19 protein-coding genes are annotated in these 21336 nt (G+C 68.5%); 12 read left to right on the forward strand and 7 right to left on the reverse strand.

Annotated features, from left to right (window positions below; all coding sequences use genetic code 11):
- Positions 1-3: 3 nt before the first annotated feature.
- Positions 4-1272, reverse strand: coding sequence for an ABC transporter substrate-binding protein (locus ACFWI8_RS03105; RefSeq protein ID WP_387084920.1), 1269 nt, complete (start codon positions 1270-1272; stop codon positions 4-6).
- 153 nt (positions 1273-1425) lie between these two features.
- Between ACFWI8_RS03105 and ACFWI8_RS03110 the strand changes: the two genes are divergently transcribed.
- On the forward strand, positions 1426-2196 hold the full coding sequence (locus ACFWI8_RS03110; protein WP_387084922.1) for a FadR/GntR family transcriptional regulator: 771 nt from the start codon (positions 1426-1428) through the stop codon (positions 2194-2196).
- A gap of 90 nt (positions 2197-2286) precedes the next feature.
- Here the strand turns inward: ACFWI8_RS03110 and ACFWI8_RS03115 are convergent, their stop codons facing one another.
- Complete coding sequence (locus ACFWI8_RS03115; protein ID WP_387084924.1) at positions 2287-3201, reverse strand: alpha/beta hydrolase family protein; 915 nt, start codon at positions 3199-3201, stop codon at positions 2287-2289.
- A gap of 78 nt (positions 3202-3279) precedes the next feature.
- A complete protein-coding gene (locus tag ACFWI8_RS03120) occupies positions 3280-4383 on the reverse strand; it encodes a non-reducing end alpha-L-arabinofuranosidase family hydrolase (RefSeq protein WP_387084926.1) in 1104 nt (367 codons plus the stop codon).
- Positions 4384-5114: 731 nt separating this feature from the next.
- On the opposite strand from ACFWI8_RS03120, the gene ACFWI8_RS03125 reads away from it, so the two are divergent.
- Both ACFWI8_RS03125 and ACFWI8_RS03130 read left to right on the forward strand, forming a co-directional pair.
- Positions 5115-6182, forward strand: a complete 1068-nt coding sequence (locus ACFWI8_RS03125) for an alpha/beta hydrolase family protein (protein ID WP_387084928.1) — start codon at positions 5115-5117, stop codon at positions 6180-6182.
- Positions 6183-6241: 59 nt separating this feature from the next.
- Positions 6242-6958 (forward strand): sortase domain-bontaining protein, encoded by a 717-nt coding sequence (locus ACFWI8_RS03130; protein ID WP_387084929.1) that lies wholly within the window; start codon positions 6242-6244, stop codon positions 6956-6958.
- A 229-nt stretch (positions 6959-7187) separates the two neighbouring features.
- On the opposite strand, the gene ACFWI8_RS03135 is transcribed toward ACFWI8_RS03130, so the two are convergent.
- Positions 7188-7880 carry a TetR/AcrR family transcriptional regulator gene (locus ACFWI8_RS03135; protein ID WP_387084931.1) on the reverse strand — a complete coding sequence of 231 codons (693 nt, stop codon included), beginning with the start codon at positions 7878-7880 and terminating at the stop codon, positions 7188-7190.
- Positions 7881-7991: 111 nt separating this feature from the next.
- On the opposite strand from ACFWI8_RS03135, the gene ACFWI8_RS03140 reads away from it, so the two are divergent.
- Positions 7992-9011 (forward strand): aldo/keto reductase, encoded by a 1020-nt coding sequence (locus ACFWI8_RS03140; protein WP_387084933.1) that lies wholly within the window; start codon positions 7992-7994, stop codon positions 9009-9011.
- Between the two features lie 36 nt (positions 9012-9047).
- The gene (locus ACFWI8_RS03145) at positions 9048-9824 is read left to right on the forward strand and encodes a hypothetical protein (RefSeq protein ID WP_387084935.1); all 777 of its coding nucleotides are present in this window, start codon (positions 9048-9050) and stop codon (positions 9822-9824) included.
- Positions 9825-10129: 305 nt separating this feature from the next.
- Here the strand turns inward: ACFWI8_RS03145 and ACFWI8_RS03150 are convergent, their stop codons facing one another.
- Both ACFWI8_RS03150 and ACFWI8_RS03155 read right to left on the reverse strand, forming a co-directional pair.
- Entirely contained in the window at positions 10130-10294 is a 165-nt protein-coding gene (locus ACFWI8_RS03150; RefSeq protein ID WP_387084937.1) for a hypothetical protein, read from the reverse strand.
- 316 nt (positions 10295-10610) lie between these two features.
- A complete protein-coding gene (locus ACFWI8_RS03155; RefSeq protein ID WP_387085317.1) occupies positions 10611-11627 on the reverse strand; it encodes a CehA/McbA family metallohydrolase in 1017 nt (338 codons plus the stop codon).
- Between the two features lie 364 nt (positions 11628-11991).
- On the opposite strand from ACFWI8_RS03155, the gene ACFWI8_RS03160 reads away from it, so the two are divergent.
- Genes ACFWI8_RS03160 through ACFWI8_RS03170 form a run of 3 tightly spaced genes read left to right on the forward strand, consistent with a single transcriptional unit; the run spans position 11992 to position 15051 of the window.
- Entirely contained in the window at positions 11992-13161 is a 1170-nt protein-coding gene (locus ACFWI8_RS03160; RefSeq protein WP_387084939.1) for an acyl-CoA dehydrogenase family protein, read from the forward strand.
- 51 nt (positions 13162-13212) lie between these two features.
- Positions 13213-14721 carry an amino acid adenylation domain-containing protein gene (locus ACFWI8_RS03165; RefSeq protein ID WP_387084941.1) on the forward strand — a complete coding sequence of 503 codons (1509 nt, stop codon included), beginning with the start codon at positions 13213-13215 and terminating at the stop codon, positions 14719-14721.
- 3 nt (positions 14722-14724) lie between these two features.
- Positions 14725-15051: an acyl carrier protein gene (locus ACFWI8_RS03170; protein WP_387084943.1), complete on the forward strand. Its 327-nt coding sequence runs from the start codon at positions 14725-14727 to the stop codon at positions 15049-15051.
- Here ACFWI8_RS03170 and ACFWI8_RS03175 read toward each other — a convergent pair.
- Positions 15033-15902 carry an alpha/beta fold hydrolase gene (locus ACFWI8_RS03175; protein ID WP_387084945.1) on the reverse strand — a complete coding sequence of 290 codons (870 nt, stop codon included), beginning with the start codon at positions 15900-15902 and terminating at the stop codon, positions 15033-15035. The two genes, ACFWI8_RS03170 and ACFWI8_RS03175, sit on opposite strands and share 19 nt — an antisense overlap.
- A gap of 240 nt (positions 15903-16142) precedes the next feature.
- On the opposite strand from ACFWI8_RS03175, the gene ACFWI8_RS03180 reads away from it, so the two are divergent.
- The 4 genes from ACFWI8_RS03180 to ACFWI8_RS03195 are packed head-to-tail and all read left to right on the forward strand — an operon-like array spanning position 16143 to position 21254.
- Positions 16143-16403 (forward strand): response regulator transcription factor, encoded by a 261-nt coding sequence (locus ACFWI8_RS03180; RefSeq protein ID WP_387084947.1) that lies wholly within the window; start codon positions 16143-16145, stop codon positions 16401-16403.
- Between the two features lie 29 nt (positions 16404-16432).
- Complete coding sequence (locus ACFWI8_RS03185; RefSeq protein ID WP_387084949.1) at positions 16433-17608, forward strand: polysaccharide biosynthesis protein; 1176 nt, start codon at positions 16433-16435, stop codon at positions 17606-17608.
- A gap of 29 nt (positions 17609-17637) precedes the next feature.
- Positions 17638-19371 carry an ABC transporter ATP-binding protein gene (locus ACFWI8_RS03190; RefSeq protein WP_387084951.1) on the forward strand — a complete coding sequence of 578 codons (1734 nt, stop codon included), beginning with the start codon at positions 17638-17640 and terminating at the stop codon, positions 19369-19371.
- Entirely contained in the window at positions 19368-21254 is a 1887-nt protein-coding gene (locus tag ACFWI8_RS03195) for an ABC transporter ATP-binding protein (RefSeq protein WP_387084953.1), read from the forward strand. The genes ACFWI8_RS03190 and ACFWI8_RS03195 overlap by 4 nt, the downstream gene beginning before the upstream one ends.
- The last annotated feature ends 82 nt before the right edge of the window (positions 21255-21336 follow it).

Below are 21336 nucleotides of genomic sequence, written 5' to 3' on the forward strand. Positions count from 1 at the left end.
GGGTCAGCTCGCCCGGTCGGAGTCGGCCAGCTGTCGCAGCGCGTCCTCGACGCCTACCGATCCGCTGAGGAGTTGCTGGGAGAGCCGCCCCATCAGGTCCAGGGTCTCGGCCGACAACGCGACGTGCAGCGCGGGTCTACCGGTCTCGATCTCCGGCGTGATCGCGGCCAGGGCGGGCCCACCGCCGGAGGCGTCGACCGTGGTGTCGGCGACGATCGCGCCGGCGTCGGCCTGGAACGTGGCCAGCGCCTCGGGGGAGGTCAGCGACCGGACCAGGTCGGCGGCCAGGTCCGGGTGTTCGGTGCCCGCCGCGACCGCGTACCCGATGCCGCCGTCGTAGGGCAGGCCGGGCCTGGCGCCGTCCGTCACGACGGGGGCCGGCATCACGCCGACGTTGTCCTCGCCGAGGAACTCGCCGAAGTCCTCCCAGTGGCCGATGTCCGACATCAGCCCGACGATGTGGGCGGCCCGCCCCGACTCGAAGAGCGCGAGGGAGTCGTTGAACAGCGCGGTCGAGTTGACCCCTTCGTTGTTCAGGCCGGCGTCCTCGACCTCCTGCCAGAGCTCGAAGATCCGCCGCACGTGGGGAGAGGTCCAGTCGCGGTTGCCGGCGATCCAGTCGTCGTACTCCCGCGGAGTGAGGACGGCCGACCCAAGGCCCGAGAGGAAGAACTGGATGCCGTAGCCCTCCTTGTTCCCCAGGGAGAAGCAGGCGGCCTCCGTCTCCTCGGTGATCGTCCGGCAGTCGTCGAGGAAGTCCGCCCACGTGGTGGCCGGGTCGTCGGGGTCGAGTCCGGCCTCCTCGTAGAGGGCCCTGTTGTAGTAGATCGGGTGTCCCTGGAGGGTCACCGGGGCCGCGTAGACGGTGCCGTCCCTGGAGAACGCCTCCCAGCCCGCCAGCCGCCGCATGTCCTCCTCGGTGACGTGGTCGTCCAGGGGCAGCAGGTCGTCGGCGCGGTCGCGCAACTGGCCGCCGCCGTTGAACAGCATCACGTCGGGGCCCTCGCCCGTGCGCATGGCCGTGCCGAGCAGCGTGTAGTACTGGTCGAACGGCTGCGCCACGAACTCCACGGTCACGTCCGGGTGCCGCTCGGCGAAGTCGGCCCGCGCCGCCTCGACGTACCCGGCGGCCGTCTCGTCACCGGACTTCCAGTCCCAGACGACCAGCGTGTCGTCCCCCGAACCGGACGAGGAGCCGGATCCCGCGCTGCCGCAACCGGTCAGAGTCAGAGCACCCGCCAACGCGGTCGCCCACAGTTTTCGCCGCTTCATCCGTCGCTCACTCTCCGGAGGGCGCCGGGGCCACCCGTCCGTCGGTCCAGATCGCGGGAAACGTAATTCGTATGATGAATTGCGTCAAGGGGTGGCGCGTATACTTGCCACGCGAATCGTGGCGCCGCCTGATCGCGGCCCACGGGAGGGACTATGACGGCATCACAGGAAGCCACGTCGGGCGCCGCGGTGCCACCGGCCTGGGTGCGAAGACCGGCGAACCTCGCGAGGGCGCTCACCGCGGAGCTGGTGGGGCGCATCGTCCGCGGGGTCTATCCGTCGGGCACGTCCCTGCCGGCCGAGCCGGGGCTCTGTGAGGCGTTCGGGGTCAGCAGGACGGTCGTCCGCGAGGCGGTGAAGCTGCTTCAGGAGAAGGGCCTGGTCCAGGTCCGGCAGGGCGCGGGCACCATGGTGACCCCGCCGTCGCGGTGGAACATGCTCGACGAGCTGGTGCTGGGGGCCAGTATCGAGGAGGACGAGAGCCTGGAGATCCTCGACGACCTCGTGGTCACGCGGCGCCTGCTGGAGTCCGACATGGCCAACGTCGCCGCCCAACTCGCCACGGACGACGTCCTCGACCGGTTGCGCACGCTCGTCGACGAGATGGACCGGCTCGTGGATGACCGCGTGACGTACGAGGAGCACGACCGCGCCTTCCACGACACGATCATGCGGGCCTCCCAGAACCGCATCGCCCGTGCCGTGGTGCGTTCGCTCGAGGGGCAGGTCATCAACACCGCCCGGTACGTGGGCAAGACCGAGCGTGCCCTGTGTGTCGCGTCCAACCAGGGCCATCGCCGTGTCTACGAGCGCGTCGCCGCCCACGACCCGAGCGGCGCCGCCGAGGCGATGTTCGACCACATCACCGAGGCGTGGCTCGTCCGGCGCGGTGGGACGGGCGACCCCGGGCGTCTGCGGCGCTAGGCCCTGTCCTAGCCGTCGGCGTCGCCCGGTCCCGCCGAGGTGGGACCGGGCGACGCCGAAGCCCCGGTACGGCTGGGCGGTCGGGCGGGGCTATCCCAGCCTCGCCTCCCACCTGGTGCCGTTCGCGGTGGCGCCGGCCGGGAGGCGGTCGCGGGCGGCGGTGTCGCCGTAGAGGCTCCAGCGGAACCAGTCCAGGAAGGTGTTCTCGGTCTGCGGGTAGGTCCGGAAGCCGGGCACCAGGTACCCGCCGTGGTCCGCCCCGACGTGGGTGAGGAACGCCTTGGGAGCGGGGAGTTCCTCGTAGGCGCGGCGTGCCGAGTTGTAGTCGCAGGTGGGGTCCCGGTCGCCGTGGATGAAGAGCACGTCGGCCGAGACCTGGCCGGTCGGGTTTCCCATGTCCACGCAGGCGATGGGGACGGCCGCGGCGATGCGGTTGTCCGGCCACGCGGTGACCAGGCCGTGGGTGGTCATGCCGCCCATGGAGTGGCCGGTGACGCCGACGCCGGCCCCGGTGTCGATGTGCCCGGCGAGCGGGTCGCCCGAGGTGCCGTTCAGCGCGAGGGTCCGCGTGATGACCTCGGACACGTCCCTCGACCACTCGCCGCCGTAGACGCTCCCGAGGTTGGTGTTGTCGGAGAAGGAGGGAGCGGGGCAGACGAAGCCGGCGGCGGCCAGGCCGTGGGTCTGGGAGGAGTAGCAGTCGGAGTTGCAGCCCATGCCGTGGCTGAACTCGACGACGGGGAACACACCGGCCGCGACGGGGGCGTTGGGGACGGGCGCGCCGCCGGGGGTGCCGGTGGCCGGGTAGAAGACCTTGGTGAACAGCGAGCGACCGCCGCGGGCCCAGCGGTACTCCCGGACGCCGATGGCGTAGGTCGCGGTGGCCGCCGGGCTGGCGGCGGGGGTGGGGTGCGCGTGCACCGGCGCGGCGCCGAGCACGGCGGCGCTCATGCCGATCGCTCCGGCCGCGCCGAGTCCCAGGAGCGTGCGTCGTCGCATCGTCATGGGTGACTCCTCGAGTGTGGGGGATGGTGGTGGGGAGGTGCGAGGGACGGCAGGGTGGCCCCGGTTCCGGGTGAGGCGTCAGCAGCCGTCGGTGGTGCTGGTGGCCAGGCCAAGGCGCCAGGGGAGTTGGGAGTAGTCGCCGCCGGCTGAGGGGTCCATGCCCTGGTACAGGAGCCGGAGGTCGCAGGGGTCGATCGCCATGGTCTGGTCGTGGGTGCTGCGGACCAGTTCGCCGTGGCTGATGTCCCGGGTCCAGGCGTCGCCGGAGTCGAAGGTGACGTTGTTGGCGCGGGCGAAGGGGTTGTCCTGGGTGGCGGCGAGGGGCGTCCACTGGCTTGTCAGGCCCTCGGCGGTGAAGGAGCGGTACCAGCGCCGCCCGTCGGAGCCGATGGCCTCCCAGATCAGCAGGTAGGTGTCGCTGTCGCCGACGCGGTAGACGGCGCCGCCCTCGAAGAGGTTGTTCGCGCTGTCCTCCAGGACGATCCGGGTGTTGCCGAAACCGGCCGGGAAGTCGGCCACGGTCGTCTCGGAGCGGTAGACGTGGCCGTTGTCGTCGGCGGAGAACAGGTAGCACATGGTGTCGTCGCAGATGACGAAGAAGTCGAGCCAGTGGCCGTTGCCGATGTTCTGCCGCACCACGTCGGGGACGCTGTCCATGAAGTTCCGCGGCGCCGACCAACTGGTGGGGTCGTCGGGGTCGGTGGTGGTGGAGAACGAGGGCAGGCCGGTCTGGTAGACGAGGTACCACTCGCCACGGGGGGCGAAGTAGAAGGCGTGCGGCGCCGCGCGGTAGCCGGGTCCGATGGCGGAGCTCGCTTCCAGGTCGGTCTGCGGGGAGGTGGCGGCCTGGGACCAGTCGGTGAAGCTGGTGTGGGCCAGCCCCCAGTCGCCCCTGGTGTCGACCCTGGTGAAGAAGACGTGCCAGGTTCCGTCCTCGTCCTGGACCACGGACGGGTCCTTGACCGCGACGGAGCCGATGTTCGGCGCGGGGGAGATCAGTGGCCCGCTCGAGGACCACTGGAAGCTGTCGGGTAACCGCTGCTCGGCCGGGGCGCCGGCGGCGGCCCCGTCCGCCTGCTCACCCGAAGCGGGTGCGGCGACCAGCGCGATGACCAGGCCGAGCAGGAGGACGGCGGCCGTGTGGAGGGGCCGGGAACGGGAACGGCGTGCAGGTGAAGGCATGGGGGGACTCCGTGCGGCTCGGCCGGTGGGTTCACCCACGAGAACGTCGCCCGTCCATGGCGTCCGGCACGGTGGCGTGTGGGGGACCTCACCGGGACAAACGGATGGTGCGCGTACCGTCCTGCCGGGTCCGTGCGGGCACGGACCGTGCGCCAGACCGAACGTCCGTCACGTCGAACGCCGACTGGCTCTCCGGACATCTCGGATGATAGCCGGGGCGAGACGTTAGTCAACATACGTCATATGACTTTTTCGCGGCGCCCCGATCGGTCCAGACGACGGGGACTGACGCGGCCCGGGCGGACGCCGGTGAGGTCGCGGAGCGCGCACGCCGGTGCCCGAGACCGCGTGACGCGCCTGGCGTTCCGGCGGACCGGTGCAGGTCAGAGGGGCAGGGCGGGAGGACGGTACATCTGCCGGCTCAGCGGCCATCGCCAGGAGATGCTGTCGACAGGTCGTCAGGGGGTTCTGGCAGGGCCTCCCAACGCCGGTGATCCGCGTCTACTGTGGAGCCATGGGGACGAAGGACGAGTTACGGGAGTTCCTGTTCACCCGCGGGGCGGATGTCGCACCGCACCGGCGAGTACCGGGCGGCGCGCCGCCCGGGCGGCGCGGACTTCGGTGGGGTGGGTGCTGGGCCGCATGAGCTTACCGGCGGTCGTGCACGACGCGAGGCAGGACATCGTCGCGACCATCCTCATGGGTTGGGCTCTGGACAGGGAGAGCGTGGCGTGAACCCACGACGACTCCTGGTTGCCGCACTCCTGTCGGTCTGCACGCTCACGGTCGCCGGATGCTCGGCATCCGGGAGCGACACCGACCGTGACCAGCGGCCCGCGCCTTCGACGCCCGCCGAGACCTCCGAGTCCGCGACCACTGGATCCGAGGTCGGCGACCAGCCGACCGAGGCGCCCACGACCCCGGCCGAGGATTCGGCCCAACACCCGTCGCTCACGGACTACTTCGACGAGTTGCCCGATGCCTCACCGGTCCAGCTCGGAAGAGTCCGCGAGCAGACAGCGGCCTACACCTCCTACGACGTCAGCTACCGCAGTGACGGGCTCCGCATCACCGGCGTGCTCAACGTTCCCACCGGTGGCGGCCCGTTCCCCGCGGTCGTGCTCGCCCATGGGTGGATCGACCGCGACGCCTACGTCACCGGGCAGGGCATGACCCGCGAGCGCGGTCACCTGGCCGAGAACGGATACGTCGTGCTGCACGTCGACTACCGCGCACACGCCGGTTCGGACGACGATCCCGAGCTGTTGGGCCAGCTGTACCGCGGCTACGCCGTCGACGTACTCGGCGGCGTCTCCGCGCTCCGGGCGTCCGAGCTGCCCGTCGACGACGAGCGGATCGGCCTGATGGGGCGTTCCCTGGGCGGCAGTGTGGTGCTCCAGGCACTCGAGATGGCGCCCGGACTTGTCGACGCAGGCGTCGTCTACTCGGCACAGTCCTCGCTCGAGTCGGACAACTACCGGCAGTGGGGCGGGCGTCCGGTCGACGGCTATGGCGCGGAGTACGCGAGCCGTCACGGCACACCCGAAGAGAACCCGGCGGCCTGGCAGGACATGTCAACCCGCCCCCATGTCGACCGCATCACCGAACCCGTCCTGATGATCCACGGCACCCGCGACGAGGACTGCCCGCCCGAGTGGGCTCGTGCGACCCATGCCGCGCTCGCCCAGGCCGACGTCGACGTCCAGCTCAACTGGTACGACGACTCTCACGCCTTCGGACCCAGCTTCACCCAGTCCATGGAGGACACCGTCGCGTTCCTCCAACGTCACCTGAGCTGAAACTGCCTTCCTGACCGGCCCGTCGTCCCGTGACGACCCCGACCCGAGGTGCCGACACCATGTGGACACGACACATACCCCGGACCGCGCTCCTCATCGCCGGGCTGACCACGCTCCTCGCCGTCAGCGGATGCGCGTCGAGCACCCCCGAGGCACCTCCCGCGCCGGAGGACCGACAGGGCGCCAGCGAGGTCTCCGACCACACGCCGGCTCCCAGCCAGGACCCGAGCCCCGAGGAGGAACCGCCCCTCACCAGCGACGGCCGCCCGCAGGTCGCCTACCTGACCATCCCGGAACTCGACATCCGGAACCTGCGCGTCGAGCCCTATGAGGGACAGACCGACGACGCCCCGGGAACGGAGATCCAGGACCGTGGCATCGCGGCCAGCCCACACGGCCCGTCCGGGGGAGTGGGCCCCGGAGGCATCGGGAACTACCAGGTGACAGCGCACCGAAACTCAGCGGGCGGCCCGTTCCTCGCGATCCCCGACCTCCCGAACGGCGCGCGGATCGAAGTGGCCACCGACCAACGCACCTACGTCTACCAGGTGATCGAGACCAGGGAGACGTCGTTTCGTTCTGAGCGATCCCTGGCGGAGCAACGAGCCGCCGTTCCAGGACATCCGGGTCGCGCCCCCAGCGAGGCCCTGATCACCCTCTCGACGTGCGCCACCCAGGAGGACCACGCCGCCGGGAACTACTGGGCCGACGAGCTGGGCAACCCAGAACACCGAATCGACAAGATCGGGGTACTGATCAGCTCGCACCCGGCCTGACCCCGCCCCGTCCGCTCGGGGAGGTCGTCCCCGTGGGTGCGTGCTTCCGTTCCCGCCCTGCCGCACAGCGCGCCTGCCGCCGTGGCGACTTCGAGACCGAGGGGCTCGACGCGGCGACTGACCGGGATTCTGCCCAGGCGTAGAGCGGGGCGATGCGGACCCGGTACGCCTTGCGGCGCGGCTCGCGGGGTGACCGCTCTCGACGGGCATGTCACCTACGTGGGCGTGCTCACGACTCACCTTCTGATCGGCGCGTCGCGGCACTCGACTGACGGTGTCCACGATCGGGGGCGCTGGCCGGGCGGCGTAGCCCGTCGACGAAAACGCTGACGACGCGCTGGTTGTATTCGGGTCGATGCCCGGGGATGGGCTGGGACAGTTGGGTGATGGCGTGCAGGAGCTGCTCGGCGCTGACGTCATCGCGAACCGTGCCGTCGGCCACTGCCGCGTCGAGGAGCGCCGCGAGGGTTGGGCCGAGCCGTTCCAGGAAGTAGCCGGGCAGTCCCGAGAACGCCGGATCGCCGGAGTGCAGTGCTGAGGCGAGTCCGCGTTTGGCGGCGAGCAGGTCGGTGAACTGGTGGATCCATCGGGTGAGCGCCTCGGCTGGTTCGTGTGCGGCGCTCAGTGTGGGGCCCGCGTCGGCGACGGCGTCGATGCCGCTTCGCACGACGGCTGTGACCAGGTCTGAGCGCTGGGGGAAGTGCCGGTAAAGCGTGCCGACCCCGAGGCCGGCCAGGTCGGTGATCTCCTTGGCCGGTGCGTCCACGCCGGAGGTGGCGAAAACGGTCCTTGCGGCTTCGACCAGTGCGTCGACGTTGCGTCGCGCGTCGGCGCGGCGTCGGCGAGGTGCCGGTTCCCCCGCGCCCGGCTCCGTGGATGCGGGCGCCTGGGCTTCGGCCCGCGTTCCGTTCTGAGACACCACACCATCTCCTCTTGCATAACCGGAAAGGCTTTCCGTATAGTTCCGGAATGGGTTTCCGCTTAAGGCAGCCTACGGCATCCGCGCGGTGCCGACCACAGCAGGGAGAGAACCGTGCACTACCGCCCCCTCGGCCGGACCGGCATCCAGGTCAGCCCCTACGCACTGGGCACATTGATGTTCGCCACGGTCATGGGCAACGCCCCCGAGGACTCGGCCCGCATCATCCACAAGGCGCTGGACGCCGGCATCAACTTCATCGACACCGCCGACGCTTACGGGGACTCCGAAGACGTCGTCGGCCGGGCCCTCAAGGGACGCCGGGACGACGTCGTGCTCGCCACCAAGTTCGGCCGCCCGACCGGCCAGGATCCCAACCACCAGGGAGCCTCGCGACGCTGGATCGTCGCCGCGGTGGAGAACTCGCTGCGTCGCCTGGGGACCGATCACATCGACCTCTATCAGCTCCACCGTCCCGACCCCGACACGGACATCGAGGAAACCCTGTCCGCGCTGACCGACCTGGTCCGTAGCGGCAAGGTCCGCGCGATCGGCACGTCGCAGACGCCGGCGTCCGGCATCGTCGAGGCTCAGTGGATCGCCGAGCGGCGCGGCTTCGAGCGGTTCAGCACCGAGCAGCCGCCCTACTCCATCCTCAACCGCGGGATCGAGCGCGAGGTGCTGCCCACCACCCAGCGTTTCACCATGGGCACCCTGGTCTGGGGTCCGCTCGGCCAGGGACTGCTCACGGGCCGGGTGCGCAAGGGCCAGGACAACGAGCTGAAGCGCGCCGGCCTGTTCCGACACCTCAACGACGAGCACCGGCTCGACGCCGTCGCAAGGCTCATCCCCGTCGCCGCCGAGGCAGGACTGCCGATGAGCCACCTCGCGATGGCGTTCACCATCGCTCACCCCGGCGTCACCAGCGCACTGATCGGCGTCCGCACCATGGAGCACCTCGACAGCCTGATCGCCGGCCTGGAGGTCGCCCTCTCCGACGACATCCTCGATCGCATCGACGAGATCGTCCCGCCCGGCACCGACGTCGGCACCCTCGACCAGGCCTACCAGCCCCCGGCTCTGGAGAGCCCGGTCCTGCGCCGCCGCCCGCCCGCCCTGCGCGCCGCGGCCTGACCACAGTTCCCGCCGGCACACCAGAGAGGTTCTGTCATGAGCGACATCACCATTGACTGCGCCATCGACGGCCAGTCCTATGCGACCGAACAGCTGGACAGGTTGCGGCATGCCCGGAATCTGCACGTGCTGCACCAGATGAAGCGACTCGGTGCGAACATCGAACACGACCACAAGCCGCTGTCCGATGACGAGATCGACTGCCTCAGTGCCGAGGACGCACATGAGGTGAACGTGGCGACAACCCTGGCGTACGGCGTGGAAGGCCTGCGCGAGCTCTTCGCGGAGCAGCTGCGGATGTCGGACCGGATGTGGAAGGACTGGGACGCCGCCTCCGCCGGACTGCCGTTACAGACGGCGCGCGCCGAGCTCCGGGTGACCGGGGTGACCGTGGAGGAGTTCCGTGCTCACGTGGCCGACTTCGACGAGCTCCAGAAGTTGGTCGTCGAGGCCAACCCCGACCACTTCTTCTTCTATCCGGACCGGGCCGGGGTCGCCTACGCCATGGAGACATTCGGCATGTACGGCACCCCGACCGACGTGATGGTCGCGGCCGACCCGAAGCTCCCGGCCCCCTTCGACCTCGACGAGGGGTTCCAGCTCCTTCTCGCCGGACACACCAGGCTGTCCAGCGACGGCACCCCGGTCAGCATCATCGCCTACCACCAGTGCAAGCCACTGCCCAACGGCCTCGTTGTCAGGCTCTGCGCGCTCTTCCCCGCGAAGGCACCCAGGGAACTGGTCGACGGACACAAGCTGCACCTGGCGATCGAGTTCACCAAGACGCTCGAACTGATCGCCGCTGCACGCTGATCCCAGCCAGCTCCGCGTTTCGGCGTGGCATCCGGCCGCGGGCCACCGGGGCGCGCGGTCGGGCGAGTGCCGTCGATCCGCCGGCGGTCGGGCGAGTGGCCGTCGTCGATACGGCTCGGAACCTACCGCCGGGGCGCCGGGTAGGTGACCGAGACGGTGAGCCCGCCGTCCGGTCCCGGGCGGGCGGTGACGAGGGCGGCGTGCGCCTGGGGGATCGAGGCGACGATGGACAGGCCGAGGCCGAGGCCGTGCCCACTTGGCGTTGTCTCGCGTGATGGTTGACGGTTACAGGTGATGCTGGACGGTTAGCGGGTGTCGGCTCTGTAACGGGTGACGCGGTCGCCTTTTGTGGGACGGGTGGAGATCTCGACCTCGCCGTGCAAGACGCGGAAGCAGGTCTTCTCGATCACCACGGTGACGGTCTTGCCGGCATGCGGGACACCCGGACGGAGCTTCTGCCGGGCGATCACGAAGGTGCCGTCGGCTCCGACGCGGCGGACCGCCTGCCGAGGCTTGAGCGAAGGACAGCCCGGTCACGCCGCGTCGCAGAGGTGCGACAGACCGAAGCAGCTTTGGCGGGGCAGGTAGCGGTGGTGCCGTCGAGCTTTCTCTTGAGACCGCCGAGGGCTCTCCGCGTGAACCATTCGGTCGGCGAGGCCATGCCCTCTGGTGTCCGTGACGAGTACGGGAGTCACGGTGGACGTGGCGTCGGCCGGCGTTCGGCGGGGCGAGGCCGGGGAGTCCTGCCACTACGTCTCGATGTAGTCGCGGGCGTGGCTCTCCGGCTCAGTCCAGGATGATCGGATTACTGAGCGCGGCCATGTGCCCGTGGGGATGACGTACCTCGACGCGGACGAAGGCCGACTCCCGTGCGCTGGTGCGCCACTCCACGGTGCCGGTGCCAGTGCCGGGCAGTGCCGCGTGGTACGCCTTCCCCAGCTCGGTGTGGAATCTGACGGTGCCCGACGGCACACCGCGGACGGCCGCCCGCACCAGGGCCGGCTCACCACGGGTCTCCAGCCGTTCGCCGATCCCGGCGCGCCGGTCACCGGCCAGGACGGTGAGCGTCAGTTCCACGGCGGCTGACTCGGCCACCCAGCTCCGGCCGGCCCGGATACCCGCGAGAACCGCGTCGGTGCTCAGCTCATCGGCGAGCACGACGGTGTGGGGGGTGCCGAGCTGTCCCGCCAGATGCGCGTCGCTGTTGCCCATCGCCGGCCGCCACCGCCCCCGGTGGATGTCTGCGGCCAGGCCGCGGCCCCATTCGGCCAGAGCCGCCTCGTTGTCGGCGTTCCACGGCAGGTCCGAGGCCCACACCCCGTTCCACACCTCGACCGCGTCGAACCCCTGATACTGGTACATGAACGTGCCCGAGGGATACGGCGCGAACGGATGGGCCGCCACACACAGCCCCCCAACGTCATGCACCTGGTCCAGATGCCGGTCGATCACCGCCTCCCGCACCTCGTACCGCCAGTCGATCACCTGCCCCGGGCGGATGCCGAGCGCGAGCCAGTGCCCGGTCCGGGTGGTGACCTCCTCGCCCAGGATCACCAGCAGATCGTCGTTGGCGCACCGCCCCCACACCCCGTGCGTTGCGGCCGACTTGTGCTCGGTCGTCGCAAGGAAGTCCAGCCCCGCCTCACGAGCGGCGGCCGCCAGCTGCTCCGGCGTCATCTCACCGCCGTCCGAGCACACCGAATGCACATGGCTGTCCCCCCGATACCAACCTCGCCCACGACCGGCCACCCGCACCGGCGGGAAATCCGCCCCCGACATCTCGTCTCCCTCGGAGCTTGCCATGCTCACGGATGGCCCTTCCTGAGGCGCCTCCAGCAGGTGAGGCCCTGCCCACGCCTCACCAACGGCACTGTCCTCACACCGGACACGACTGCCGGCACCGCGTCACGGGATCGTGTGACGAGCCCTCACTCGCTGCTGCCTCCGAGACCTCGCACCTCGAACGGCATAACTCCGCCCAGGCCACACCGGGAGGTCGGCGCCGGGCCTCGTCACGGGGCGGGTGGCCGGGTCGCCGTGGCCACAAGGCCAATGGACAATGCCGCCGACACAAGGCAGATTTGATCAGAGGTCCACCCATGTCGGCCATTCAGCGGAGAAAGGCGCCAGCCTGGCACCCTTCTAACTTACTAAGGACAGCAGTTACGTGTCGTCTCCCTCAGTTCTGGAACCCGTGGCGCATATTCTGCGCACCAATGCAGCCGCCTGCGACGATGATGCGAGTTTCCCGACGGAGTCCTTCACGGCGCTGCGCAAGCACGGCCTCCTGGGGTTCCTCGTACCCACTGAGCACGGTGGCGTGGGCGCAGAGCTCGAAGAATTCGTCGAGATGGCCAGGTGGCTCGGCTCCCATTGCCTGTCCACCGCCCAGATTTGGGCGATGCACTGTTTCCAAGTGGACGCGATCGTTCGCTTCGGCTCGCAGGAGTTGAAGGACGACCTCCTGTCACGGATCGCCGCAGGCGACGTCTACATAGCATCGGTGACCAGCGAACGAGGTCGTGCATCGGGCCTCTTCACCGCCCTCGCCCCCCTCACTGAGACCTCGGAGGGTCTCCTGGTCGAACGGTCCGCCCCGGTGGTGACCGGAGGTGAGCACGCCGACGGCTACCTGATCACGATGAGGGCCTCGCCCGAGGCATCGGAGGGCGAGGTCACGTTCGTGTACGCCGACCGGGCCGACGTGGACGTGCGCACGGAGAGCGGCTGGAACGCGCTCGGGATGCGGGGAACCGCCAGCGTTGCCCTCCAGATCGACGGGACCGTTCCCCGGCACAACGTCGTCGGCCTCCCCGGCAAGTTCGACCACATCGCGCGGGAAAGCATGATCCCGGTCTCCCACCTCGGCTGGGCCGCCTGCTGGCTGGGGGCGGCACAGGGAGCGCTCGAGGAACTCGTCCGCTGGTTCAGCCGGTCACGCAAGCCCGGTCCCACACCCAGCAGGGGTGCCGGCTCCGAGCTGTTCCACGAACGCCTCGGAGGCATCCGGATCAAGCTGGAGCTCGTCAGCGCCTATCTGCGGCAGGTGTGCCAGGAGGTCACGGCGGCCAGGGACCTGGGGGCGTCGCTGGCGGCCCCCGGCACGCAGATTCATCTCAACACACTCAAGGTTGCCGCGTCAGAGCTGACCTTTGAGGCCGTGAACGCCATGGTGGAACTCGCGGGACTCCGACTCGGCTACCTGAGGGACGCTCCCATCCCTCTGGAACGCCACTTCCGAGATCTGCGGGCGGCGAGTATGAACCACGCGAATTCCGACCTCCGTGTGGGCATCGGGGCCCTTTCGATGCTGGACCGGCGGAGTGGGCTCATCTGACATCAGCTCCCGAAAGGTCGGTGATCAGAAGCCGTGTTCTCCCAGTCGTTGGTGACGCTTTTCGAGAACCAGGTGCGCCGCACCCCTCTCGCGCCGGCCGTCGCGGATGAAGAACGCTCGCTCAGCTATCGAGAACTCGACGGCTGGTCCACTGCCGTCTGCGCCGAACTGGTGAGTGCCGGTGTGGCGGATGGCGACCTCGTCGGCATCCGCATGCGGGGTGGGGCGGAGTACGTCGCCGCCATCATCGGGGTGCTCAAGACGGGAAGCGGATACGTCCCGCTCGACCCCGACTACCCGTCCGGGCGTCTCTCCTTCATCGTCTCCGACTGCCGGCCCCGGGCCGTCCTCACCGGGTCCGGCGGCCCCGGAATCGATGCCGGTGCCGTGGAGACGATCGCCATGCCGAACTACGGCGCGTACCGGGAGCCCTCCCGGCGTCCCGCCACGCACGCCGACTCACCGGCGTACGTGATCCACACCTCCGGTTCCACGGGAACGCCGAAGGGGGTGTTGATTCGACACCGGAACGTGATGGGCCTGTTCCGCGGCGCCTCGCGCCACTTCACGTTCGGGCCCGAGGACACCTGGTCGCTGTTCCATTCCCACGGCTTCGACGTCTCGGTCTGGGAGATGTGGGGGGCGCTCCTCCACGGTGGGCGCCTCGTGTGCGTGCCCGAAGGGCTGCGCCTGCATCCCGAACGCTTCGCCCGGTTCCTCGTGCGCGAGGGTGTCACCGTCCTCAACATGGTCCCTACCGCCTTTCGCCACCTTCTGGGTTCCGGCGAGGGGCAGCACGACGGCCTGCGCCTGCGCCACGTCGTGTTCGCGGGCGAGACGTTTGACGCGGCCCCGGTCTCCCGGTGGCTCGCGAGGCTGCCCGCCGACCGCCGGCCGACCGTGGTGAACATGTACGGGATCACCGAGGCGACGGTCCACGCCACCTACCGCCGCGTCGCCAGGGAGGACTTGGCGCGGCAGGGCGAGGGGACGCTCATCGGCGAGCCGATGGAGCACCTGCGGGTCCGGTTGCTCGACCAGAACCTGCGTCCCGTACCGGAGGGCGAGTGCGGGGAGATCGTCCTGTCCGGTGCCGGCGTCAGCGACGGTTACCTCAACAGGCACGACCTCAACACCAGCCGCTTCGTCACGCTGCCCGACGCGCTGGGGGTGCCGGAGCACTGCTTCCGCACGGGCGACCTGGCGGCCTGGTCACCGGATGGACGTGGCCTCGTCTACCACGGTCGCCTGGATGACCAGGTGCAGTACCGGGGATTCCGCGTCGAACTGGGGGAGATCGAGGCGGTGCTGCGGGCCAGCGCCGACGTGAGGGACGCCGTGGTGGTCTTGGACGGCGCGGGAACGACCACACCCAAGCTGGTGGCGCACGTCGTCGCGGACCGACGGGACGGCACCACGGTCCAGCGAATCCACCAGCACCTGGTGAATTCCCTGCCCAGGTACATGGTGCCGCAGCGGGTGGAGTTGGTGGCGTCTCTGCCTCGGACGGCATCCGGAAAGACAGATCGCAGGCAGTTGCTCCGACCCCTAGGAAGGTGAACGATGCCCGCTTCCCCCTGGCCCCCGCCCTTTGAGGCGACGCTGCGTTCCTACCTTCCGCTCCTCACTCCGGAGCAGGACCTGAAGAGGGACCTCGTACTGGTCAACTACGGCCTGGACTCGCTCGCGGCCGTGGGACTCCTGCTGGACTTGGAGGACCAGTTCCAGGTCACCATATCCGACGAGCATCTCAACGCCATCACGCGGATCGACGCTTACGGGCTCTGGGCCGCCATCGAGAGCGTCCGCCAGACGGCCGGGACCGAGCCCGCCCTTGCCGACGAGGTGGGACGGGCACGGGGCGCGGCGGGTCAGCTGCCCTCGACGTGAGCCACGATCGCGCGTGCCAGCGGCGTCAGAACCGCGGGATGGAGGACGTGCCCCATGCCCGGCACGGAAACGAGCCGTGCCGTCGGGATCGTGGCTGCCAGCCATCGCGCGTGCGCCGGGGGGATCAGCGGGTCCTCGGGCGCCTCGATCACCAGCGTCGGCGTGGTGACCCGCGACAGCTCGGCGCCACGGCGGACATCGTGTTGGGCGATTCGGTTGTGCACCCCGCCCCCTCCATGGCCGCCGATCTGGCTGGGCAGCCTCGCCTCTAGGCGTCGGTACCGCTCCTCGTCAATGGGATGCACGGAACCGTTCAACAGGCGCCAGTGCTCCACCCGCAGATCGAGTTCCGTGGCCTGGTCCCGCGCCTCGGCCTGTCGCCGCCACAACTCGACCAATCGAGGGTCGGGCCCCGGCAGCGCGGGGTCGTCCGCTCCGTCTCCCATCGGCAGGGCGGGCGCACAGAAGAGTGTGGCGCTGAGCAGCCTTTCGGGATAGTCGAGAAGGAGGAGCTGGGAGAGAAGGCCGCCCATGGACATGCCCACGACATGTGCCGCAGGTATCCCGAGAGCGTCCAGGACAGCCACGGCGTCGGCCGCCAGATCGCTCATGGAGTAGGGCATCTTGTCGAACACTCGGGAGGACCGACCCGTGTCCCGGTGGTCGTACCGAATGACAGAGTGGTTACCCGCCAGGTGGGCCAGAAATTTTCCGGGCCACGCCATTCCGGATGAATTGGCTCCCATAACGAGCAGTAACGGAGCGCCCTCCCGCTTCCCCATGCGCTGTGTCCACAGCCGCAATCCGGAGCCGACTTCGACAAAAGTTCCGTCAACGAGGCTATCGGGCATGACTCCTACCTACCATCGCTGGACCGGGGTTACTCATAGCGCAACTGGACCCCGCCCGAAATTTGGCACGTTCTGCACATTTGTTGTGCTTGAGGAGTAGGGGGTGGGGAGGTTTAGAACGGTACTCGGCGACGTCGGCGGTCTGGACGGTCTGCTGTCCAGACAGTTAGTATTACACCAAGTGGGCGGTTGGTGTCATGTGTGGCAGGTGAGGATAGCAGAAGGTAAGGACTGACTCAAATGCTTTCTCGAGATGGCGGAAACGAGTATCACGACTTACGCGCGCTGACGGTCGAGAGGAAAGCTCTCAGTCAGCGTGAGAAGGAAGTTCTCGACCTCGTTGTGACCGGAATGTCCAATCGTGAGATCGGGTCTGAGCTGGGAATCTCCGAGAGAACCGCTCGAGAGCATATGGCGCGTATTCTCCTCAAGCTGGGAGTCGGTACGCGCGTCGAAGCAGCAGTGATCGCCACCCAGTGGAAGTTCATGAATTCAGAGTGATGAGCGAGGACCTATGAGGAAGGTACGACATGATCAACAATCACGCCCCGTCCTCGACCTCCGCTTCATCGGTCGACAAGTTATGGCGCCATCATCCCGAGGTTTTTCTGGGCCGTTCTGAGATCCATTCCCCCCTCGACGAGAGCATGAACTACCTGAGGGGCAAGAGGGTTCTCGTGACGGGCGCCGGCGGCTTCATCGGAGCCGAACTCTGCAGGCAGATCAGCCGTTGCGGACCGGTGCAGCTCATGATGCTCGACCGGAACGAGACGGCCCTCGACGCGACGCGTGTCGCCGTCGGCGCTTCGATGGGGCGAGAGGCGGTGGAAATACTGCTTGCGGACATCCGTGATTCCAGGGGGCTCATACGGCTCTTCCGCGACCGCAGACCTGACATCGTCTTCCACGCCGCCGCCCTCAAGTGGGTTCCGATTCTTGAGCGGTTCCCCGGAGAGGCGTTGAAGACGAACGTCCTGGGCACCCAGCACGTGCTGGAGGCAGCCCAGATCGCCGGTGTCGAACGACTCGCGAACGTCTCAACGGACAAGGCGGCCGAACCGATCAGCGTTCTCGGCTACTCGAAGCGCATGGCTGAAGGGCTGACCGCGGCGGCCGCCGACCATGCCGGACGGCCCTTCGTCAGTGTCCGCTTCGGAAACGTGCTGGGCTGCGAAGGGTCGTTCCTCCCCGTATTCGCGCACCAGATCGCGGCGCGCCAGCCGGTCACCGTGACACACGCCGACGTGACCCGTTACCTGATGACCGTGCGAGAGGCCGCCGAGTTGGTCATCCAGTCGCTGGCCATCGGCGAGCCAGGGGATGTCCTGGTGATGGACATGGGAGAACAAGTGCCCATCCTGGACGCCGCTAGAAAGCTGATGGAACGAGCGGGCATCTATCCCGGAGTGCAATACATCGGCCTGCGCCCGGGGGAAAAGCTGGTCGAAGAGCTGTTTAACTCAGCAGAGTCCGACGTGCGCAAAGTCCACCCGCATATCATGAGCGCCGGTGTGCCTCCACTGCTCCCCATCACCTGTCTGGGCATCGATCCCTGGGGCGATGACGAAACGATCGTGGCGGCAATGCGCGAGAACTGCGTCGGTATGGCCGCCCGTCTCATTCGAGGAGCCAGGGACCGCAGTGCCTCGCGCCGGCCGAATGCGGATTCAAATAGTCCACACTTTCGGCTTTCGTTGCTCGACTGACGTCTCAACAACATACAGAGAGCCCATCCATGTTGTTGCAACTCCTGCGCCCGGCGCTTTCTCCGCTCACATCGCGCCTCGCGTTACTTCTGCTTCTTCAGCTGGCTCAGACCGCCGCCCTGCTGTACTTACCGGCGTTGAACGCCGACATCATCGATGAGGGCGTCGTCAGGGGGGAGCTCGACCGCATCCTGTCGCTGGGTGGGATCATGCTCGCACTGACCGTTCTCCAGGCGGTGTGCACGGTGGGTGCGGTCCGCCTGGCCTCGCGTGTCGCCACGGCCGTGAGCCGCGACATACGCGCCTCCGTGTTCAGGCACGTGCAGACGTTCTCCGGCAGCGAGTTCACTCGCTTCGGCACGTCCTCGTTGATCTCCCGGACCACCAACGATGTCCAGCAGGTGGAAGCATTCCTGCTGAGCGGCCTGATCCTGCTGGTGGAGGCTCCTCTCATCTGCCTCGTCGGCATCGTCGTCGCCCTGCGTCAGGATGTCGCCCTGTCCTCCGTTCTTCTCGTCATCATCCCGGGGCTCGTTCTCCTCATGGGCCTGGTCCTCCGCAGGACCCGTCCGGTGGCCCTGCAGTTGCAGGAGAACACCGACACGGTGAATCGCGTGCTGCGCGAGCAGATCGCCGGTACTCGGGTCGTCCGCGCGTTCGTCCGAGAAGAGCACGAGACCCAGCGGTTCGAGCGAGCCAGCCGTGCGCTGGCGGACGTCTCGGTCACCAACGGAAGGCTGGGCACCCTGCTGCTTCCGCTGGGAGCCACGGTGGTCAACCTCTTCACCGTGCCGATGGTGTGGCTCGGCGCGAACCGTATCGACGCGGGCCACATGGAGGTGGGAGACATGGTCGCCTTCCTCACCTACATGGCGCTCGTCCTCGCCTCCCTCATGACCTTGGCATCGGTCCTCATGATGCTTCCCCGGGCCCAGGTCTGTGCGAGGCGCATCTCAGAGGTGCTGCGCGTCGAGTCGGCTGTCACGCCTCCGGCCCGCCCCGTCCGACGCATGCGCCGTCCCGGTCACGTGGAACTCCGCGGCGTCGGCTTCAGCTACCCGGGAGCCGAGGCTCCCGTAGTGAGGGACGTCACCCTTTCGATACGGCCGGGGGAGAGCGTCGCACTCGTGGGCCCGACGGGCAGCGGCAAATCGACCCTCCTCCAGTTGATGCTCCGCATCGTCGATGCCACTGAGGGACAGATTCTCATGGGGGGAGAGGACATCCGCTCCCTGGACCCGACGTTGCTCACCCGCCGCGTGGGCTACGTGCCGCAGCGGCCGTATCTCTTCTCCGGGACGGTGGCGTCCAATCTGCGGCTCGGCAGGCCGGATGCCTCCGACGGGGAGTTGTGGCGGGCGCTGGCGACCGCACAGGCCCAGGAATTCGTGGGCGCGATGGAAGAGTCCCTGGGCGCCCGCATCGCTCAGGGCGGGACCAATGTCTCAGGTGGCCAGCGGCAGCGCCTGGCCATGGCCCGGGCCCTGCTCGTCCGACCGGACATCTATCTCTTCGACGACGCCTTCTCCTCGCTGGACTACCTCACCGAGGCGGCGCTGCGTACCGAACTGGCCCACGAGACGTCGAGCGCGACCGTGGTCTTCGTCGCCCAGCGGGTGAGCACGATCAAGAGCGCCAACCGAATCGTGGTCCTCGACCAGGGGCGGGTCGTCGGCGACGGTACCCACGAGGAACTGTTTCACAGCAATGTCATCTACCGGGACATCGTGCTCGCACAACCAGCCGAGGAGGGCCCGTCATGAGTGATCGGTCCACCTTTGCCCCGTCCGCGAAACGGCTGCTGGGGTTAATGCGCCCGCAGCGTGCCCTGCTGCTTGCCGTCGGGGGCCTGGGCCTGACCAGCATCATTCTGAACATCGCGGGCCCGTTGCTCCTCGGACGGGCCACGGATCTGGTCTTCTCGGGGGTGGTCGGCGAGCGGACGACGGGGGAGGAAAGCAAGCAGGAGGCCATCGACAGACTGCGGGCCGCGGGAGAGGACGGGCAGGCCGACCTTCTCAGCTCGGTGGCCTTCGAGCCGGGCCACGGCATCGACTTCGGGGCGATCGGCGGCATTCTGTTACTGGCCCTCGCGGTGTATGCCGTATCGGGACTCTGCTGGATCGTTCAGGGGCGTGTCATGACGCTCGTCGTCCAGCGCGCCATGCTCGAGTTGCGGGCGAGGGTCGAGCGGAAGCTGTGGCACCTTCCCGTCGGCTACTTCGATCGTCAGCCACGGGGCGAGATTCTCAGCCGCGTCACCAACGACGTCGACACGATCGCGCAGACGCTCCAGCGGACCATCAGCCAGATCACCAATTCCCTGCTGCTCGTGGCCGGCGTTCTCTCCATGATGCTGTGGATATCGCCGTTGCTGGCTGTCGTCGCCCTGACCACAGTGCCGCTGTCGGTGGCGCTGACGACGTTCATCGGGGCTCGCGCGCAGACACAGTTCGCCGAACGGTCGGCGGCCACCGGCCGCCTCACCGCGCACGTGGAGGAGATGTACAGCGGACACATGCTGGTTCGGGTGTTCGGCCGCCAACGGCAGGCCCTGGAGGCATTCCGCGGGCACAACGAGGCGCAGACCGCGGCGGGAACCCGCGCGCTGTTCACGAGCGGGCTCATCCAGCCGGCGATCGCCTTCGTCGGCAACCTCGGGTACGTCATGGTGGCTGTCGTGGGTGGCCTCCGGGTCGCCAGCGGCTCCCTGTCCATCGGCGATGTCCAGGCATTCGTCCAATACTCGCGCCAGTTCAGCGGACCGCTGACGAACGCCGCGAGCCTGTCCGGGGTGATCCAGACGGGTGTCGCGTCCGCGGCTCGGGTCTTCCAGGTGCTTGACGCGGAGGAGGAGGCCGACGAGGGGCGGGCGCCTGCCCTGGCGGTCCAACCGCGGGGACACGTCTCCTTCGAGTCCGTCTCGTTCCGGTACGAAGCCGAGACCCCGCTGATGACGGAGCTGTCGCTCACCGTCGAACCGGGACAGGCGGTGGCCATCGTGGGACCCACGGGTGCCGGTAAGACGACCCTGGTGAACCTGCTCATGCGCTTCTACGATCCCGCGGGCGGCCGGATCTCGCTGGACGGCGTCGACATCGGTGGTATGCCGCGTCGCGACGTACGCTCCCACATCGGCATGGTTCTGCAGGACACGTGGCTCTTCGCCGGCACGATCTCCGAGAACATCGCCTACGGCATCGAGGGGGCCACGCGCGCCCAGATCGAGGCGGCCGGCCGCGCCGCGCACGCCGACCACTTCATCCGCACCCTTCCGGACGGTTACGACACCGTGCTCGGTGACGACGGCCAGGGTGTCAGTTCCGGTGAGCGGCAACTCATCACCATCGCACGGGCGTTTCTCGCCGATCCGGTCATTCTCGTGCTCGACGAGGCGACCAGCTCCGTCGACGCCCACACCGAGCTGCTCGTTCGACAGGCCATGACGCGGTTGAGCCGTGGTCGGACCTGCTTTGTCATCGCCCACCGGCTCGCCACGGTGCGGGACGCGGACCTCATTCTCGTCATGGAGGCCGGAGCGATCGTCGAGCGCGGGACACACAGTGAATTGCTGGCGTCTGACGGGATCTACACACGCCTGTATCGGGCGCAGTTCTCGCAACCCGTTGTGGATGTCGAGGCGTGAGTCCCGGGGCGGATAGGCGTGATCGCCATGGCCGAAGCTCCAATGGACAGCCGTGGTGGGAGGTGGAAAAATTGGCGCGATG

Origin of the sequence: Streptomyces sp. NPDC127098, assembly GCF_042722465.1 — a bacterium.
Lineage (GTDB): Bacteria > Actinomycetota > Actinomycetes > Streptomycetales > Streptomycetaceae > Streptomyces > Streptomyces millisiae.

What these genes read in the sequence shown, in the direction of transcription:
- ACFWI8_RS03115 (WP_387084924.1), bottom strand. Translation starts at nt 3,201, where the DNA reads ATGACGATGCGACGACGCACGCTCCTGGGACTCGGCGCGGCCGGAGCG.
- ACFWI8_RS03180 (WP_387084947.1), top strand. Translation starts at nt 16,143, where the DNA reads ATGCTTTCTCGAGATGGCGGAAACGAGTATCACGACTTACGCGCGCTG.
- ACFWI8_RS03110 (WP_387084922.1), top strand. Translation starts at nt 1,426, where the DNA reads ATGACGGCATCACAGGAAGCCACGTCGGGCGCCGCGGTGCCACCGGCC.
- ACFWI8_RS03195 (WP_387084953.1), top strand. Translation starts at nt 19,368, where the DNA reads ATGAGTGATCGGTCCACCTTTGCCCCGTCCGCGAAACGGCTGCTGGGG.
- ACFWI8_RS03130 (WP_387084929.1), top strand. Translation starts at nt 6,242, where the DNA reads ATGTGGACACGACACATACCCCGGACCGCGCTCCTCATCGCCGGGCTG.
- ACFWI8_RS03120 (WP_387084926.1), bottom strand. Translation starts at nt 4,383, where the DNA reads ATGCCTTCACCTGCACGCCGTTCCCGTTCCCGGCCCCTCCACACGGCC.
- ACFWI8_RS03145 (WP_387084935.1), top strand. Translation starts at nt 9,048, where the DNA reads ATGAGCGACATCACCATTGACTGCGCCATCGACGGCCAGTCCTATGCG.
- ACFWI8_RS03170 (WP_387084943.1), top strand. Translation starts at nt 14,725, where the DNA reads ATGCCCGCTTCCCCCTGGCCCCCGCCCTTTGAGGCGACGCTGCGTTCC.
- ACFWI8_RS03155 (WP_387085317.1), bottom strand. Translation starts at nt 11,627, where the DNA reads ATGGCAAGCTCCGAGGGAGACGAGATGTCGGGGGCGGATTTCCCGCCG.
- ACFWI8_RS03105 (WP_387084920.1), bottom strand. Translation starts at nt 1,272, where the DNA reads ATGAAGCGGCGAAAACTGTGGGCGACCGCGTTGGCGGGTGCTCTGACT.
- ACFWI8_RS03190 (WP_387084951.1), top strand. Translation starts at nt 17,638, where the DNA reads ATGTTGTTGCAACTCCTGCGCCCGGCGCTTTCTCCGCTCACATCGCGC.
- ACFWI8_RS03175 (WP_387084945.1), bottom strand. Translation starts at nt 15,902, where the DNA reads ATGCCCGATAGCCTCGTTGACGGAACTTTTGTCGAAGTCGGCTCCGGA.
- ACFWI8_RS03185 (WP_387084949.1), top strand. Translation starts at nt 16,433, where the DNA reads ATGATCAACAATCACGCCCCGTCCTCGACCTCCGCTTCATCGGTCGAC.